This window comes from Bernardetia sp. Wsw4-3y2, assembly GCF_037126295.1.
Lineage (GTDB): Bacteria > Bacteroidota > Bacteroidia > Cytophagales > Bernardetiaceae > Bernardetia.
The window spans coordinates 1,491,992-1,509,971 of the sequence record NZ_CP147017.1 but is presented as its reverse complement, the minus strand read 5'-3'; the positions used below and the strand labels follow the sequence as shown (position 1 = coordinate 1,509,971).

The window sequence follows — 17,980 nt, the reverse complement described above, 5'->3', positions numbered from 1 at the left end:
GTTTTTATTGATTTAATTCATGAAACTAGATGCTAATACTAAAACCTGCCCAAAAAGAACGTCCTATATGTTCTCCTTTTGCATATTCTACCGAATTATCTCCTAAAATATTTTTTATAGATATAAACGAATTGATTTTATTTGTTAGTCTGTAACGTGCTGTAAGATTCAAAAGTAATTTTGAGTTTATAGGATAAATACCCCTTACTCCATCCATTTGTTCTGTATTTTGACGATGATAATAAGTTTGGCTACTCAAAAAATAACCTAATGTATTGATATTTAGTTTTGAAGAAATCAAATAGTTGAAATAAACACCTCCAAATAAGGCAGGGGTAGATTCGTGTTGTTTGTCTTCTGTTGTATTTATATTAAAAATTAAAGGGTCATATCCCAAAATAAGCTCACTTGTTTGGGATGTATTTAGATAAGGACTATAATTTTTTAATTCTGTTGTCTGTAAAGTCAGATAAGGTTTGAATTGCCATTTTTCTGTAACAATATCAGACGAAACAGTAATGCCATGTTGTAGAGCTTCTAAAGCTACATTTTGAATAATAATAGGATCAAAACCTATTATTTCTCCTTCAGGAGTAATGGAAGAAGTCGTTTCTTGTCTAACAACTTCGGTGTAATTAGAAAATTTACTTCTGAAAATTTCTACATTTAGATCTACTTTTTCCGAAATTTGATAACGTAATCCTGCTTCCCATAAATCTCCTTGTAGTAACTTGAGTTGTGTATTTCCCTGAATGGTCGTAACCAAAGAAAAAAGTGGATCTTCTGAAATTTGAGAAACTGTACGTTCATTGAAGTAAAGTTCGACAAACAAAGGTGCACGATAAGCTCTTGAGACACCTGCTCTTACTAATAATTTTGGACTTGGTTTATAGGTAACAGCACTTTGATAAGAAAAATAGTTGTCCGACGGATTATTAAAAGCATCTACATGAATCCCTAAAACAATTCTCCATCTTTGAGTAGGGGCATAATTAGCACTTAATCCTGCTGCATAATTTTTTAATACTTCTTTGCCTTGCAAAATAATCGAAGTTTTATCATCAAAAGTAGCTTCTCTATAATTTAGAAGTGGTTTGAGGCGTAATTTATTTCCTATTCTAAAATTATATTCTGCGACTATATCATACGTTTCAAATCTACTCTCATTAGCAATACTTCCACCTATATAACCAGTTTCAATTACTAAATCTTTATAATTGGTATTTAATCGCAAATAACTAGATTGAGATTCTAAATAACTCAAAATAGTGCTTCTATTATCTGCATACGCTGTAAGCCCATTAGATTTTTCAAAACCTGCATCTACATTGAAAGATAAATTATCTGAATAATCATACGAACTAAATACATTGAAACTATATGCCTCTAATGCAATGTCTGTATTTCTGTTGTTTTTCTTAAAAGAGAGAAGAGGGTCTCCTGTTGATATTGACTTTAAAGAATCAATAGGAACATAGCTATTGTCAAAATGGTGGTACAATAAATTATCATAACGTTCTCTTCGTTGTATGTTTCCACTTACTCGTATAGATAATTTTTCAGATTTATAGCCTGCACCTACATAATTAAGTACTGAATTGTGGCTTCCATAAGTAGTTTGAGCTGTTCCAAAATAACCTTTTCGCTTTTCTTGAGTAGTAATAATATTAATCACTCCAGACACAGCATTAGTACCATACAAAACTGAAGTTGTTCCTCTAATTACTTCTATTTGTTCTATATCACTAACTACAATAGGCAGTGCATGCCAAACTGTACTTCCTGTCAAAAAATTATGTACAATTCGGTTATTTACCATAACTAGTGTACTTGTATTCAAAGAAAGAGAAGTAATGTTATTCGGGCTAATATTGTCCATCCCACGCAAATGAATGTCATAATTTCCGTTTGACATTTCTCTGACAATTACCCCTGGAATCAAACGCATAGCTTCAGGAATAGACAAACAACCAGCAGCCTCTATTTCTTCTCGGCTAAGTACAGAAGCCGAAAGAGGAACATCAAAAAGATTTTCATACTGCCTAGAAGCAGAATAAATTTCGGTGGCAAATTTATCTTTTTTTGGGAGTTCTAATATATCATCAATACTACTTTGATAGGATAGAAGAGAGTCGTATTGGATTTGCCCACCTTTCTGTGCATACAGAAAAAAAGGAAATAGCAAAAAATAAAAAAATATTAATAGAAAAAAACTATTTTTCATAAGTAAAAAAATGACCTTCTAAAAAAACCTTCTAAAAAAATAATAGTTAGGATTAATGATTAATTCAAAGGCAGAAAACAAAAATAGAAAAAAAATGAGTAAGAAGAAATATAAAAACAATAAATTGTTCTTTCTAAGTTAGTTAGATAGATGGTCAATGACCCTACCATTACTAAATTTTGGATAGGTTTGTTTAACAAAGATAATAATTAATTATCTTTTGGTACAAGTAATTTCAACAATTCGATACTAGTATAAATTTCTGTTAGATAAACCAACATGATTTTTAACCAACAAAAGCTATCATAACTGGCCTGCTATATTGATTATTTACCCTCCAAACCCTCATAAAATTTAATTTGGTAAAGGCACAGCATCAATTTCTTTTTCTTCAGCAGATAAATATTCATTGAGCATCTGACGAGTCTGTTGAGGAGAGAGGTTTTTAGTTATTTCTCCATTTTTTACAATTGAAATTTGCCCTGTTTCTTCGGAGACTACCAAAATAAGTGTACTTGTTCCTTCACTCATGCCGATAGCAGCACGATGTCGCATTCCTAAAGAAGCAGGAATTTGTTCGTTTGTCGAAAGAGGAAGTCTACAACGACCAGCCATTATACGACCTTTATAAAAAATAGCAGCACCATCATGTAACGGACTATTTTTAAAGAAAATAGAAGATATAATTCGTTTTGATATTTTGGCATCAATAATATCTCCTGTTGCAGCATATTTTTCCATATCATCAAAACGAGAAATTACGATAAGTGCGCCTGTGCTTGTACGAGCCATTTCTTTTGTAGAATCTACAATAGCATCAATATTCCAAATAATATGTGCTGTATCTTTTCCAAAAAGAGTATTCCAAAACTCAGAATTGAAGGCAGGAGCTTTTCCGATTAAAAGTAAAAAACGACGGAGTTCATCTTGAAACAAAACCACAGCAGCCACTACACCAACGCCCATAAACTGACCTAAAATAGAAGACAAAAGTTCCATTTCAGTTGCCTGTACAATTAGATATAAGAAGTACAGCGACAAAAAACCAATAAACACACGAAGTGCAACCGTTCCTCTGACGAGTTTATAAAAATTATAAATCAAAAGTCCAACCAGTAGAATATCAAAAACATCTACCCACTTTACTTCCAAAAATCCAATGTTGAAACAGAAAAACAAGCCTTTTTAGTGATTAGTAATAAATGATTAGTGATAAATGAATTTAAAAACCTTCAAATTCATCTGTCTTAAACAAAAGTAAGATAAAATAACAAATAAATCACTTGCAAAAAAGTAATCCTTTCAATTTTGGTACTAATTTTTTGTAAAATTGTAACGAATCAATTATATTATTCTACTGCGAAAAATGTTAAAACAAATAAATAGTCGTTGAGTTAGTATTCGTCGAAAAAAAGGTTTATTTTAGCTAAACAAGCAAGATATTTGATTCAAATTCTGTTAATTAAACATTATCTGATAAATCAATTAGATAAAACCTCAAAATATAATTAGTTTTCTTTCTGTTCTCAAAAGTCCAATTAAAAGCCTACACACTTTATGAAATGGTTTAATAGTTTTAAATTATCTACTAAAATAACAATTAGCTTTCTTATTATTACTGTCGTAGTAGGAGTGATGTCCGTTTTTACTTTGATATCTATTGAAGACTTGCGTGAACGTTCAAAAGAAGTTTCCGAAGTTCACTTTGAAGGTCTTCGTTTGCTTACTCATATTGCAGAAGCCTACCCAATGATGCTTGTCAAGACTCGTGATGTGATTTTGTCTGAAACTCTTACACAACGTAAACAGTATGCACAACAGATTACTAGAGATGAACGAGATATTGATGAGTGGACAAGACAGCTTGGCTCAAAGTTACCTTCTGAAAAAGAACAAGAATTGTATGAAAAATATACAACTTCGTTACAGGAATTTCACTCATTACGAGTTACTGCCTTAGGATTAGCCATTGATGAACAAGATTTGCAACAAGCTAATCAACTTATTTATGGTGAGCTGAATAAAAAAGCTGAGGAACTAAAAACGACACTTGATAATCTAATTGAAACAAAAGAAAAGATTGCAGCACAAGTACAAGAAGATAATGATAAATTAGTACAGCAAGCATATAAAACTCTAGGTGGTTTTGGTGGTTTGGTATTTCTAATTACTATTTTTATTCCTTTTTGGATAAAAGGACAAATAAGTCGTCCTATCGAAATTATGGAAGAAAAAGCTGAGCAAGTAGCTTTAGGAAATTTAGAAAACGTAGAATTCAAACTTAGAGGGAGAAATGATGAAATAGGAAAGTTAGGGCAAAGCTTTAATGAAATTGTGAAAAGTCTGGGACAGATTGTAACAAAAGCAAATGCTATTTCACAAGGAAATTATGACGTCCAACTTAATGTACGAGGAGAAAAAGATGATTTGAGTATTGCACTTAATGAAATGACACATTCTTTGCGTAATCAAGATTATTTAAAAGAGGGAGCAAACAAATTAAATGCACTGCTTTCTGGTCATTTTACTTCAAAAGAAGTAGGGCAAAAAAGTATTAGTTTTTTAGGTGAGTTTTTACAAGTTGGTTGTGCAGTTCTTTATATTTATGATGAAGAAGACAGAAAATTAAAACTCTATAGTTCGTATGCCTTTACTGATAGAGATAGACTTTCTAGTGAGTATTATTTAGGAGAAGGTGTTGTAGGACAAGTAGCTTACGAGAAAAAACCTATTATGCTCAGAAATATTCCTGACAATACTCAAAACATTACTACAGGGACAATAAGTAAAAGTCCGTCTTCTACTTATACGTTTCCACTTTTGTATGAAAATGAGCTTTGTGGTGTAATCGAATTGGCTAGTTTTGAGCCTTTTACAGAACTTAAAAAACAACTTATTACAAGTTCTGCCGAACTTATTTCTTCACATTTGTATTCTGCTTTGCAAAGCGAACGAATCAAAAATCTTTTTGAAGTAGCACAAAGTGCAAAACGAGAAGCACAGTCAAAAGCTAAGGAAATAGAAAAAGCAAATGCGCTTTTGAAAGAAGAACAAATGCACGTTCAACAGCAATCAGAAGAATTGCAACAGCAAAACGAAGAAATGCAACAACAAGCAGAAGAGCTTCAACAAACTAATGAAGAGCTTCAACAGCAACAAGAACAACTTGAAAGACATCGTACAGAGTTACAGATTCGTAATGAACAATTAACTGTTATTCAGGCAGATTTAGAAGAGCAGGCTGATGAACTTGGCAGAGCAAGTAAGTACAAATCAGAGTTTTTGGCAAATATGTCACACGAACTCAGAACGCCTCTTAATTCTATTATTTTGCTTTCAGATATGCTTCGTCGAAATTCTTCTAAGAATTTATCCGAAAAAGAAGTGCAGAAATGTAGTATTGTTTATCAATCAGGAAATGATTTATTAAATCTCATTAATGATATTCTTGATATTTCGAAGATAGAAGCTGGAAAAATGAGTGTCAATATTTATCATTTCCACACAGGCGAACTACTTTCTCATCTTAAACCTTTGTTTGATGAACTTGCAAGACAAAAGAAACTAGATTTTATTGTGGATGACCAATTAGGAATTGAGTTATTTAATGATAGAGACAAAATTAGTCAGGTTCTCAAAAACTTTTTATCAAATGCCTTTAAGTTTACCAAAAAAGGTAGCGTAACAATTCGTATTACGAAAAGTAATCACGATAAACTACCTGTCAAAATTTCTGTTATTGATTCTGGAATTGGTATTCCTCACAACAAACAAAAGGTTATCTTTGAAGCCTTCCAGCAAGTTGATGGTTCGGTATCAAGGGAATTTGGAGGAACTGGTTTAGGTCTTTCTATTGCTCGTGAACTTACAAACATGTTGGGTGGAGAAGTTCATTTGAGTTCAGAACACGGAAAAGGAAGCGAGTTTTATATGTTACTTCCAATCGAAAATCATATCGAAGAAGAAGATGCTAAAAAACGCAAATTAGATGTCGTTTATGATAAAAAAAGAAAGCCACAACTTCGTTCTAATGCTGATGATGTAGCACAAGTAAAAGAGCAGGCTGCTGAAAGAAAATATAAACGAGTAGCGCAACTTGCCGTCGAAGATGACAGAGAAAATGCCAATCAAGGTGATGATATCATTCTGATTGTAGAAGATAATGTTGATTATGCAAATAGTTTGGTAGAAATTAGTCGTGGATTAGGGTTTAAGAGTATTATTGCTGTTTCTGGAAAAGAATTTTGGCAAGATGTCGAATATTTTAATCCCTTAGGAGTTCTTTTGGATTTAGGATTGCCAGATATTACAGGAGCAGAGCTTTTAGAACAAATCAAAACCAAACCCAAATATCGTCATATTCCAATTACAATTGTTTCGGCTAGAGATAGAAATATCGAATTACTTGAAAAAGGAGCAGTTGGCTATCTTCAAAAACCAATTGAAGCAAAGGCTGTGCGTGATGAAGTGTTACGCTTGACTGGAATTTCGCATAAGTCTACAAAGCAAATGCTTATTGTAGAAGATGATGAGTTTCAACAAAATTATTTATTAGAGCTATTTGATAAAGAAGGAGTTGTTTGTAAAGGAGTTGCAACAGAAGCAGCAGCTAAGCAAGAACTAGAAACAGGAAATTATGATATCGTAATTGCTGATTTGAAGCTAGAACAAGGAACAGGAATGGGACTTTGTAGATTCATAAAAGAACACAGTCTAAATATTCCAGTTATTATTTATACTGGAAAAGATTTAACAGCTTCTGAAAAAGAAGAAATGCGTTTGTACTCAGTAAGTGTAATTATCAAACATCCACAAGCCTATACTCAACTTTTAGAGAAAGCAAAAATGTTTTTGCATCAAGTACACGAGAAAAATCCTACAAAAGGTTCAACCAAAAAAGAAAAAGAAGAAACAACAACTAATTTAGAAACTAATGCAGAAAGTAATACAGAGAATTCAGAATCTGAAAATGTGACTACTTTTGCAGAAAGAGATAACAGTAATGATCACTTTAATAAAGAAACATCAGAAGATTTTGATTCTATTGTCAATAAAAGTTTAGAGTCTTACTTAGCTGACGAAGCTGATGAAGCTAATAGTGATGATTTACGAGGCAAACGTATTCTGATTGTTGATGATGACATTCGTAATGTGTTTGTAATGACTTCAGCCTTAGAAAATCATGATGCTGATATTATAGAAGCATTTAATGGAAAAGAAGCATTAGAAGTATTAGAAGAGGAATCTGTAGATTTGATTTTGATGGATATCATGATGCCAATCATGAATGGTTTTGAAACTATTGAAAATATCCGAAAACAAGAAAAATGGAAGGATTTGCCTATTATTGCCGTAACAGCAAAAGCACTTGAAGAAGATCGAAAAAAATGTCTTGAAGTAGGCGCAAATGATTATATGACAAAGCCAGTTGACTATACTATCTTGATGAAAAAAATCAAACAACATCTTAATAAGCAGAAAGCATAATACTTTTTGCTAAGTTTGCATAATGCAGAGATTGAATAAAATTTCTGCATTTTTTATTTATTCGTATAAGTGGATAAAAAATTGATTGAAATAGAATAAATTTACACAAATTGCACCTGAAATTAATGGCTGTTTTGTCAATAGTTTATTAATTTTTTTATATTCACATGGCTTAATAAATTTTTATTGTGAGTATAGTTTCAATATATCTTTGTCAGGAAGCCAAAAGATTCATATTTATAGATAAAAAATGTATAAAATTATTCTGTTGTTGTATTTATCTTTACTTATTACGTCTTCCTTTGGGCAAGATAATGTAATAACTATAAATCATTCGACAGATTTATTGAAAATAGGAAAACAAATTTATGTTTTAGAAGATACAAAAGGTAAATTGTCATTCGAAGAAATTCAAAAGTTTGAACAACAAGGAAAGTTTGAACTTCATCAAAAAGATATTTTTATAGAAACTTCGTCAGAAAGTGTTTTTTGGTTCAAATTCCAAACTCAAAACAAATCATCTACTGATATTTGGCTCAATATAAATACTACCTATTTGTGGGAAATTGATTTTTATAGTCCAGATTCAGCAGGAAATTATAACAAACCTTTTCAAACAGGAATTTTAAGAGTAGAACAAGAAAAAAAATATCCCTCCAATACCTTTTGGCTGCCTCTTCAAAAAGAAGAAAATACTTCTGTTCAAACTTATTATTTAAAAGTAAAAAGCGCACGTTCTTTAGAAGTACCTCTACTAGTAGGTAGTCTTCAAGCCCTAGAACAAGAAAAAGATAAAGGGGATTTCATAACAGCAGGTTTTGTAGGTGTACTTCTAATTATGTTTTTATACAATAGCTTTTTATATTTTGCTACTCGTAAAAAACTCTATTTATTATATGTATTTTATCTTTTTGGAATTGGGTTTTCTGTAACATTTGCTAATAATTATACTTATTGGTCAGAGTTTTTTGGAAAAGGAGAGTTCTACATTTGGATTCATACCCATATTGCAGTTTGGGTTACACCTGTTCAAATAACAGTCAGTCTTATTACTATTTTTTACCTTGAGTTAAAGAAAAATAATAAAATGCTCTACTATCTATTGATAGTTCTCATTTCTATAATATCTCTGATAGGGTTCTCTAACTTATTTATTCCATTACAAAAAATTCAGCCTATACATCAGTCTTTTCTTGTTATTAATGCAATAGTCAATCTTACTATTGCTTATTGGATAACATTTCAAGGAAAGAAAAATGGACTTTTTTATGCTCTTGGTTGGACTTTTTTATTTGTATCTATATTAATTTTCTTAATTACCATAAATGGAGTTATTCCTTATTTTACTTATACTCGTAATGCCGTTTATTTTGGAGTCGTTTTAGAAATTTGGCTTTTTTCACTTGCTTTAAGTGATCATATTCGTAGCCTAAGAAAAGAAAATAAAAGAGTCGTTCAGAATTTATTATTAAAGGCTGAAAAAGAAATTGAGATGAGAAATCAAATTATTCATAATCAGAAACACCTAGAAGAAGCCACAACAAATGCTACTAAGCTCAAAACTGCTAATCAAGAACGAATGATTTTGAGAGCAATTATTGATAATCTACCTATTTTTGTAGCAATGATAGATACAAAAGGACACTATATAATTGCCAATAAGATGTATGAAGATAGTTTCTTTTTACCTATTTCAACAATAGAAGGAATGCATCACACCAAAGTATTGCCAAAAAATATATCAGATATTCATATACCTTATTTAGAACAAGTAATGCAAGGAAAAGTAGTAGAGTTTGCTGACCCACTTCGGCTTCCTAACGGGCAAATGTTGCATTCGTATGGAAAATACTTTCCTGTTCTTGATGAAGACAAAAAATTGAAGTATGTAACTGTTTTTGTAACTGATGTAAGTGATTTGAAAAATAAAGAGCTAGAACTACAGAGCTTGAATGATACAAAAGATAAACTCTTTTCTATTATCTCTCACGATTTACGTAGCCCATTTGCACAGCTAAAAGGAGTTTTAGATTTATTTGAAAAAGGAGGCATTTCAGAAGCTGAATTAAAATACTTCCTTCCTGAAATTATCAAAAATGTAAATTATACTTCTGATTTACTGAATAATTTGGTCTACTGGGCAAAAAGCCAAATGACTGGTTTACATGCTGACCCAGAAGATTTTGATATTTATAAGTTAGTTGCCAACAAAGAAAATTTATTCAATAAAGAAATAAAAGGGAAAGATTTGAGTTTTACAAACCAAGTCGAACAAAGTACATTTGTCTATGCTGATAAGAATATGATAGATTTAGTTATCAGAAATTTAGTAGCTAATGCAATTAAGTTTTGTAGAAAAACAGATACCATCTTAGTCAAGTCAGAAGAAACAGCAAATGATTTTTTAATTATGCGAATAGTAGATACAGGAATAGGAATTTCTCCAAAAAATAAAAAGAAAATTTTTAACGAAGAAAATTTCACAACCTTAGGGACACATAAAGAAAAAGGAACAGGAATCGGACTCAAACTCTGTAAAGAATTTATTGAAGGAAATGGAGGCAAAATATGGATTGATAGTGAGGAAGGAAAAGGGACAATCTTCTCATTTTCACTGCCTACCAAATCAAAATAAAAAAGAATGAAAAAGTAGAATAAAAATTATTAAACTTTATAGCCTTACACTTGTTTTTATTCTGTGATTTATGTAGATTGAAACTAAAATGTAACACGAATTTAATATTAAATTCAATACTCATTAAAGTATTTTTTAAAATCAGTCTACAACAAAGAATTTATTACGAAAAGTATAATATTTCATTTTTTTTACCTTAACCTCAATTTTTATGAAGTTAGAAATGTATTATGTCGATAATGATAGAAGCGACACACTAAGCGATTTTATACAAACGAAAGTCAATAAATTAGAGACTTTCTATGACGGAATCATCAACGGAGAAGTTTATATTCGTACCGAAAAAGGAGACCCTAAAAAAGAAAAAGTAGTCGAAATTCGCTTAAATGTACCAGGTACAAGTCTTTTTGCAAAAGAATCGGGAGAAACTTTTGAATCTGCTGCTGATGAAACAGTAGAAGCTCTGCGTCGTCAGATTAAAAAATTTAAAGAAAAAATGAGTACACACTAAGGCATTTTTTTGCTTTATGTATGACTTTAACTTTTAAAAACCTTTCAGAATAAACTTTTTAATTATTCTGAAAGGTTTTTTTATCTTTACAATATTAAAAGCTAAGTTTCTTATAATTTTATTCTACTATGAAAAATATAATAAATAACTCCATCAGGTATTCTATTCTTGGTATTTGTCTTGTTTTTGGTTTTTTATTTATAAGTTGTTCAGATTCTGAAAATGAAAGAGCAATTAGATGGAAGTTTCAAAATTTTGATAAGCTAACTTATAATTTTACTCAAAAAACAGAAGTTAGTCCACTGGGAGGAATTTTTTCAGCTTTTGGGATTACAAACACAGCAAAAGGAAAACTGACAATTGTACCTACCCAAGACGGAAAAGCAAACCTCGCCTTAGAGGATATGTATATGGGAGAAATGGGTAATATGATTTTACAAAACATGAAAATAGAAAATGAGGAGCTTAACAATTTGTCTATCAAAGGATTGAAATCTGATGGAACAATAGAAGGAGAAATAAGTGAGGCTATGAAGTTATTTTCCACAGGAATATTACCAATTCCGACAAAGGATTTGAAAGTAGGAGAATCTGTCAAAATAGAAACAAATATGTCTATTCCATTAGCAGATGAAAAAATAACCATGACAGGTTTTCAAACACTCACACTCAAGTCTATTAAAGGTAATCTCTACACATTAAAAAATGATATTCTGATTGATAAATACCAAAATCCAAAACTAGAAAGTAAAATAAAGGAAGAAGACAAACCAGAAATAAAAGGAGAAGGAGAGTATATTTTTGATATAGAAAAAGGATATTTCACAGAGGGAGAAGTTGTACTAAAAATTCAGATGAAATTAGATAAATTACAAAATCAAGAAAATAGTGGTATGCAGTTCAACCTTGGTAATATGAAAATAAATTTTATCTCTACCATAAATCTTGATTTGATGAAGGAAAACAAATAATTTTTATGATTTAATAAAGGAAAAGGCAAGCCTTTTCCCTACGCTGAATTTCAATTCATTGCCTTTACTTCTAAAATCTAACTTCATACTTCTAAATTTTTTTATGTTTCCACTTTCATTATCTATCAACGGTCTTTATTCTTATAAAAAAAAGCATACTATTAAGTTTGATACACTTTCAGAAGCTGGTATTTTCGGTATTTTTGGAAAAGTAGGAAGTGGAAAATCCAGTATTTTGGAAGCGATTACGTTTGCTATTTTTGGCAGAACAGACAAGCTAAATATTAGTGGCGACAATAGGTATTACAACATGATGAATCTAGATTCTGATGTTGTAGAAATTAGTTTTGAGTTTTTGGCAGGAAAAGAAAAAGAACATTTTATTTGTGAATTTATAGCCAAACGAAATTCCAAAAAATTTGATACTGTTACTAATTATAATCGAAGAGCAGCCAAAAAAACAAATGGAAATGATTGGCAAACCATTGAATTCGAAGAAGTAGAAACAGCGATTGGTCTTTCGTATGATAATTTTAAAAGAACAGTTATTATTCCACAAGGACAGTTTGCCGAGTTTTTACAGCTCAAACCTGCTGCACGCATAGACATGATAAAAGATGTTTTTTCGCTGCATGAATATGATTTGGCTGATAATACACGCAATTTGCTGAAAGAAACCAAAAATCAGATTGAAGTAATTGAAAATATAATTTCGCATCAATTTGAATATTTGACAGAAGATTTTATTCAAAACAAAGAAACAGAAGTAGAAAACCTAAGTAAAATAATTTTAGAACAAGAAAATCAAATCAATCAAAAAAATGAACAAAAAAGTCAGTTAGAAATCATTAAAACGATTTTTGAAGAAAAAAATAGAAAGCAACTTCAACTGCAAAAACTTCAATATCAAGAAGAAACTATAAAAAAGAGAGAAGAAAATTTGAATCAATTTATTTTAGTAAAAAATGAATTTGAACAAGATTTAAAAGACCAAAAAAGAATAATCATAAACTTAAATTCTATTCAAGAAAAGCAAAAAGAAACGCAGCAGGATTATCAAAAAACTCAAAAAAAATATGATAAAACTGTTGAGTTACAAAAAGAAATTTCTATTCAAAAAGAAGAAAACTTAAAAAAACTAAAGCAAATTGAACCTATAAATCAGCTTATCAAACTCAAAGAAGCAAAAGAAGAATATACAAAGAAAGCAGAAAGAATAGAAAATGGAACAAATCTAATTCTTCAAAAACAAGAAGAACTTCAAACTATAAAATCTCAAATTAGTAAAGAAAAGAATGCTATTTCAGAATTTAAAAGTAAAATAATTGATACCGAAAACCTGCAAAATGCTTTTATTTGGTTTGATAAAAATGAAAATTTAGATAAAAATCAGTCTGAAATAAATAAAGAAGTAGAAAATGCAAAATCAGAAATTGAGAAAATTGAAACTGAAAAATCGACTTTTGAAACTAATAGATTACAACTATCAGAAAAACAAATCACTCAAAATATAGAAAAAACAAATCAAGAAATTGAAAAATTGACAATGCAAAAAGGACTTCATCAAGCCGTTCATGCATTGGAAGATGGTCAGCCCTGTCCTGTTTGTGGTTCGGAATCGCATCCAACTATTTTAGATGTGGAGAATCTTGATAGTAATTTGAAATCACTCAAAAAACAGAAAAAAGAAGACGAACAAAATCTCAAGACACTTCAAAAAGAAGAAGTAGAATTAAGCCGATTTATAGAAAAAATTACAGAAAAGAAGGAAAGTTTAGACAAACAACTTCAAAAGCAATCAAGCATAAACGTAGAATTTGAAACTCATCAGAAAGTATTTTTAGAAAATAAGAGTAAATGGAAAAGTCTATCTAAAACTGAAATTTTAAAAATTCAGAAAGAACAAAAAACTATTCAAACTCAAATCAAAAAATCAGAAAATCAGCTTTCAGAATTAGAACAAAAATCAGAAAAAGTAAATGCTGAGATAGAAAAGTACAAACTAGGTTTGGAAGACATAAAGCAAAAACATGCTTTACAAACGGGGCAAATACAAGAATTAGAGCGAAATTCTGAAAAAGTAAGTCAGTTGTACCTAAATTCTTCCATTTCAGAATTAGAAAAAACGATTGTAGAAATAAAGAATAATGCAGAAAAATCAGAAAAGGAATTTTTGAAAAATCAAGAACAAGAAAAACAGTTTTTCCATCAGAAAAGTGAGTTAGAAGGAACACTAAAATCTATTCTTTCTCAACTCTCAAATCTAAATGAAGAGCTAGAAGCAAATCAAAAACAGGTTTTGCAAAAAATAGATAGTTTTAATAGAAATTTGGAATGCAAAGTAAATCAAGTTGATATTGAAATTATTCTAAAGCAAAAAATAGATACAGATAATGAACGAAAAGAAATTACGACTTTCTTTACAAATCTAAAAAATACTTTAGAAGATTATCAAAAATTAGAGCAACAAACTGAAGGAAAAAGCTATGAAAATGATTCATTTGAGAAACTTATCAAAGAAATAAAAGACCTCACTGCAAAACAAAAACAAGATATTTCTCAGCAAACTATCCTCAGTCAAGAAATCAAAAAGGCTGAAAAAGATAAATTAGAAAAAGCAGATTTAGAGAAAAAACTATCTAAACTTTTACAAAGACAAGATAATTTGCAAACACTCACAAAACTTTTTAAGGGTGGAAGTGGTGGTTTTGTTGATTTTGCTTCAACAGAATATTTAAGAAATTTGTGTAATCTGGCAAATGTTCGTTTTAGAGAACTTACTCATCATTCTTTAGAACTAATTCTCAATGAAAGTAATGAATTTGAAGTAAGAGATTTTTTGAGCGAAGGAAAAACAAGAGCTATCAAAACGCTTTCGGGAGGACAGCTTTTTCAGGCTTCACTTTGTGTTGCGTTGGCACTTTCGGAGAGTATGCGAAAACAACAAGAATTCTTTTTTATCGATGAGGGTTTTGGTTCTTTGGATAATGATTCACTTCAAATTGTCCTTAATACACTTCAAAGTCTACAAAAAGAAAATAAAGTAGTTGGTATTATTTCCCACGTAGAAAGTCTGCAACAAGAAATTAGAACGCATCTTCATATTCAAAAAAATCAAACTGAAGGAAGTGTTATTAAATTGGTTGCTGGGTAAATAGATTTTTATTTAGTGCAAGATAATAGATATAAGCACAACTTTGTGCCAAATATGATTCATTAAATAAAACCACAAAAATGAAAAATTTCCAAATTATTATTTTAGTACTTACTTTTTTGTCTTGTACGGAAGAAAAGAGGCAAATTTTGGATTATACACTAACAAGAGAAGAGAGTTCTATTTATTTTTTTCCTGTTGATGACAGTACTTACAGTATAGACATATTTAATTGGCAAGATTCTCTTCCTGATTCTACATACACAAAAAGAATAATTAATATTGCTGTTATGGAAAATTCTAATGTTAAATTAAGACAAGGTTTTTTGCAAAAGTTAGAATCATTCTCAATATCAGAAAGCAAATTGGGGAATGATACTTTGTTTTTAGACAGTTCTTTTAAAAACTTAGATTACTTGTGTCTTATTCATCCAAAATGTGCAGTAATAAATTTAGATTCAGTTAGAATCAGGAAATTGTATTATACTGCACTTAAAGAACGAGATTATAATTTTACTCTAGACCTTAATAAAATACAAGGTTTAGACACACTTACTATTCAGTCTCCTGAAGAGTATATAAAGATACCAATCAATAAAAATTATAAGTGTATTCTTCCTTGTACCAAAAACAATCAAGTCGAAGAGTTAAGAAAATATTATGAGCATGTCTACCCTTGGTCTTGCTACTATTAAAAAAGTCTAGCCTCAAAAATGAGATTAGACTTTTTATATTTAATCTTGCTGTTGTTTGTCTGCTCACAAACGACATCTTTTTAGTTAAGCCTTCACTTCAAGTTCACTAATAGCCTTTTCAATTCTAGCAGAAACTTCTTCTTTTCCTAAAAGAGTAGCTACTTCCATCAAATCAGGTCCTGAACCTGCACCAGTCAGAGCCAAGCGCAAAGGAAGCATAACAACACCCATTTTGACTCCTGCATTTGTAGCAGCATCATGAACGAGTTGTTTAGTTTGTGCTTCATCAGTCAATGAATCTGTATTTTTCAAAACTTCTACCAAAGCAGTAAGCCCTTTTACAGCATCAGCATTCCATTTTTTGGCAACTAATTGTTCATCATATTCAGAAGGAGCTTGTAAAAATACTTGTGAACCTTCCCAAAAATCACTCATAAATACGGCTCTTTCTTTTAATATTCCAGCTAATTTTTCTAAATAAGAAGTATCAGCCAAAGAGTTAGAAACCATTTTTGAAGCTAAATAATCAGCGATTTCATTATTTGGTTTGTTGCGTAGATATTGTTGATTAAACCATTTTGCTTTATCAAAATCAAATCTTGCTCCTGCTTTATTTACTCTTGAAATATCAAAGGCTTCGATTAATTCTTCCATAGAAAAAATCTCTTCATTATTCCCAGGATTCCAACCCAAAAGAGCTAAAAAGTTTACGACAGCAGCAGGTTCGAATCCCCATTCTCTAAAACCTTCAAATTTTTCATCTTCTGCTCCTTTTCCATTCCATTCCAACGGAAAAACAGGCATTCCGAATTTTGCACCATCACGTTTTGAAAGTTTTCCGTTTCCGTCTGGTTTCAAAATCAAAGGCAAGTGAGCAAATTTTGGCATTGTATCTTCCCAACCCAAATAACGATACAAAAGAACGTGCAAAGGAGCAGACGGAAGCCACTCTTCACCACGAATAACGTGTGTAATTTTCATTAAATGGTCATCGACAACATTTGCCAAATGATAGGTAGGCATTCCGTCGGATTTCAACAAAACTTTATCATCAATGGCAGACGAATGAACAACTACCCAGTTACGAATCATGTCATTCAAACGAACTTCTTCTTTGCGTGGAACTTTCAAACGAACTACATATTTTTCGCCACTTTCTAAAAGACGTTTTGTTTCATCTTCTGGCAATGTCAAAGAGTTACGCATTTGTGTACGAGTGATACTGTTGTATTGAGGAGAAGCAACACCTGCATTTTTCAAACGTTCTTTCATTGCTTCTAAATCTTCTGAAGTATCAAAAGCATAATAAGCATATCCGTTTTCGATGAGTTGCATGGCATAATCTTTATACATATCTTTTCGCTCAGACTGGCGATAAGGCGCATATTGTCCTCCATGTTTTGGACTTTCAGTAGGAACAATTCCAATCCACTCTAAGGCTTCCAAAATATATTCTTCTGCTCCTTCTACAAAACGAGTTTGGTCGGTATCTTCTACACGAATGATAAACTCGCCACCATGTTTTTTGGCAAATAAATAATTGAAAAGGGCAGTACGGACTCCTCCGATATGCAATGCTCCTGTTGGAGAAGGTGCAAAACGAACTCGTACATTTGATGCTGTGTCGTTACTCATAAAGATAATTCTATATAGTTTTTTTGATATATTTCATTTTGAATTTTTAAAATACAAATTTACGAAAAAATAATGATGCTTCTAATTATGCTTTGTATTTGGTTTTAAATTATAAACTTGATGTTTGGCTTTGTAGTTCATTTAATCCTAATTTATAATTTTGAAAATATTAATTGCCAATGTATAATCAGAAAAAACTAGATCATTATTCTCAAAAAGTAAATGATTTTTTGAAAAAAAACTATCCTTCTATATTAGAATCTCCTTATCGAATTAGTTTCCATCAAAATGAGGATATAGAAACCGTCTTTTTAGAAATAAAAATAAAATCCTTTAGTGAAGAAAGAAACACGAATTTGATTTTAAATAGCCAAGATGAAAAAATAACTATTGGTTTTTGTAGTCATCATTGTCATTTTGGAGGTTGGTATGAAAGTAAGTTTGAAGAAGATATAAAAGATGCAATTTCTACCATCAAAAAAATAAGAGAAGGAGAATTAATTGTAGCAGAGTATTACAGAGATGAAAAATTTGTAGGTTCTGTATTTATAAAAAAACAAGAACAATTTGATGAAAAAAAATTATTGAAGGAGTGGAAATCTGGAAAGCCTAATCGAATTAATTTTGAAAGGTTTAGATTGAATGAATAATTTTAGATATTCTCTGTA

The 17,980-nt window shown here is 30.6% G+C and carries 10 protein-coding genes; 7 read left to right on the top strand and 3 right to left on the bottom strand.

Features of this window, described 5'->3' with window-relative positions; translation table 11 throughout:
* Positions 1-25: 25 nt before the first annotated feature.
* Both V9L05_RS05975 and cdaA read right to left on the bottom strand, forming a co-directional pair.
* Positions 26-2,185 carry a TonB-dependent receptor gene (locus V9L05_RS05975; protein WP_338814769.1) on the bottom strand — a complete coding sequence of 720 codons (2,160 nt, stop codon included), beginning with the start codon at positions 2,183-2,185 and terminating at the stop codon, positions 26-28.
* A gap of 393 nt (positions 2,186-2,578) precedes the next feature.
* Positions 2,579-3,376, bottom strand: coding sequence for a diadenylate cyclase CdaA (cdaA, locus tag V9L05_RS05970; RefSeq protein WP_338794159.1), 798 nt, complete (start codon positions 3,374-3,376; stop codon positions 2,579-2,581).
* A gap of 405 nt (positions 3,377-3,781) precedes the next feature.
* Between cdaA and V9L05_RS05965 the strand changes: the two genes are divergently transcribed.
* From V9L05_RS05965 to V9L05_RS05940, 6 genes are all read left to right on the top strand, one after another.
* On the top strand, positions 3,782-7,711 hold the full coding sequence (locus V9L05_RS05965; protein ID WP_338814768.1) for a response regulator: 3,930 nt from the start codon (positions 3,782-3,784) through the stop codon (positions 7,709-7,711).
* Positions 7,712-7,961: 250 nt separating this feature from the next.
* Complete coding sequence (locus V9L05_RS05960; RefSeq protein WP_338814767.1) at positions 7,962-10,346, top strand: 7TM diverse intracellular signaling domain-containing protein; 2,385 nt, start codon at positions 7,962-7,964, stop codon at positions 10,344-10,346.
* 211 nt (positions 10,347-10,557) lie between these two features.
* Positions 10,558-10,857: a ribosome-associated translation inhibitor RaiA gene (raiA, locus tag V9L05_RS05955; RefSeq protein ID WP_338794162.1), complete on the top strand. Its 300-nt coding sequence runs from the start codon at positions 10,558-10,560 to the stop codon at positions 10,855-10,857.
* 128 nt (positions 10,858-10,985) lie between these two features.
* Positions 10,986-11,828, top strand: a complete 843-nt coding sequence (locus V9L05_RS05950) for a hypothetical protein (RefSeq protein WP_338814766.1) — start codon at positions 10,986-10,988, stop codon at positions 11,826-11,828.
* 103 nt (positions 11,829-11,931) lie between these two features.
* Complete coding sequence (locus V9L05_RS05945) at positions 11,932-14,982, top strand: SMC family ATPase (protein ID WP_338814765.1); 3,051 nt, start codon at positions 11,932-11,934, stop codon at positions 14,980-14,982.
* An 80-nt stretch (positions 14,983-15,062) separates the two neighbouring features.
* Complete coding sequence (locus V9L05_RS05940; protein WP_338814764.1) at positions 15,063-15,677, top strand: hypothetical protein; 615 nt, start codon at positions 15,063-15,065, stop codon at positions 15,675-15,677.
* An 84-nt stretch (positions 15,678-15,761) separates the two neighbouring features.
* Here the strand turns inward: V9L05_RS05940 and gltX are convergent, their stop codons facing one another.
* On the bottom strand, positions 15,762-17,312 hold the full coding sequence (gene gltX / locus V9L05_RS05935; RefSeq protein WP_338794165.1) for a glutamate--tRNA ligase: 1,551 nt from the start codon (positions 17,310-17,312) through the stop codon (positions 15,762-15,764).
* 179 nt (positions 17,313-17,491) lie between these two features.
* Between gltX and V9L05_RS05930 the strand changes: the two genes are divergently transcribed.
* Positions 17,492-17,962 carry a hypothetical protein gene (locus tag V9L05_RS05930; protein ID WP_338814763.1) on the top strand — a complete coding sequence of 157 codons (471 nt, stop codon included), beginning with the start codon at positions 17,492-17,494 and terminating at the stop codon, positions 17,960-17,962.
* Positions 17,963-17,980 lie beyond the last annotated feature (18 nt).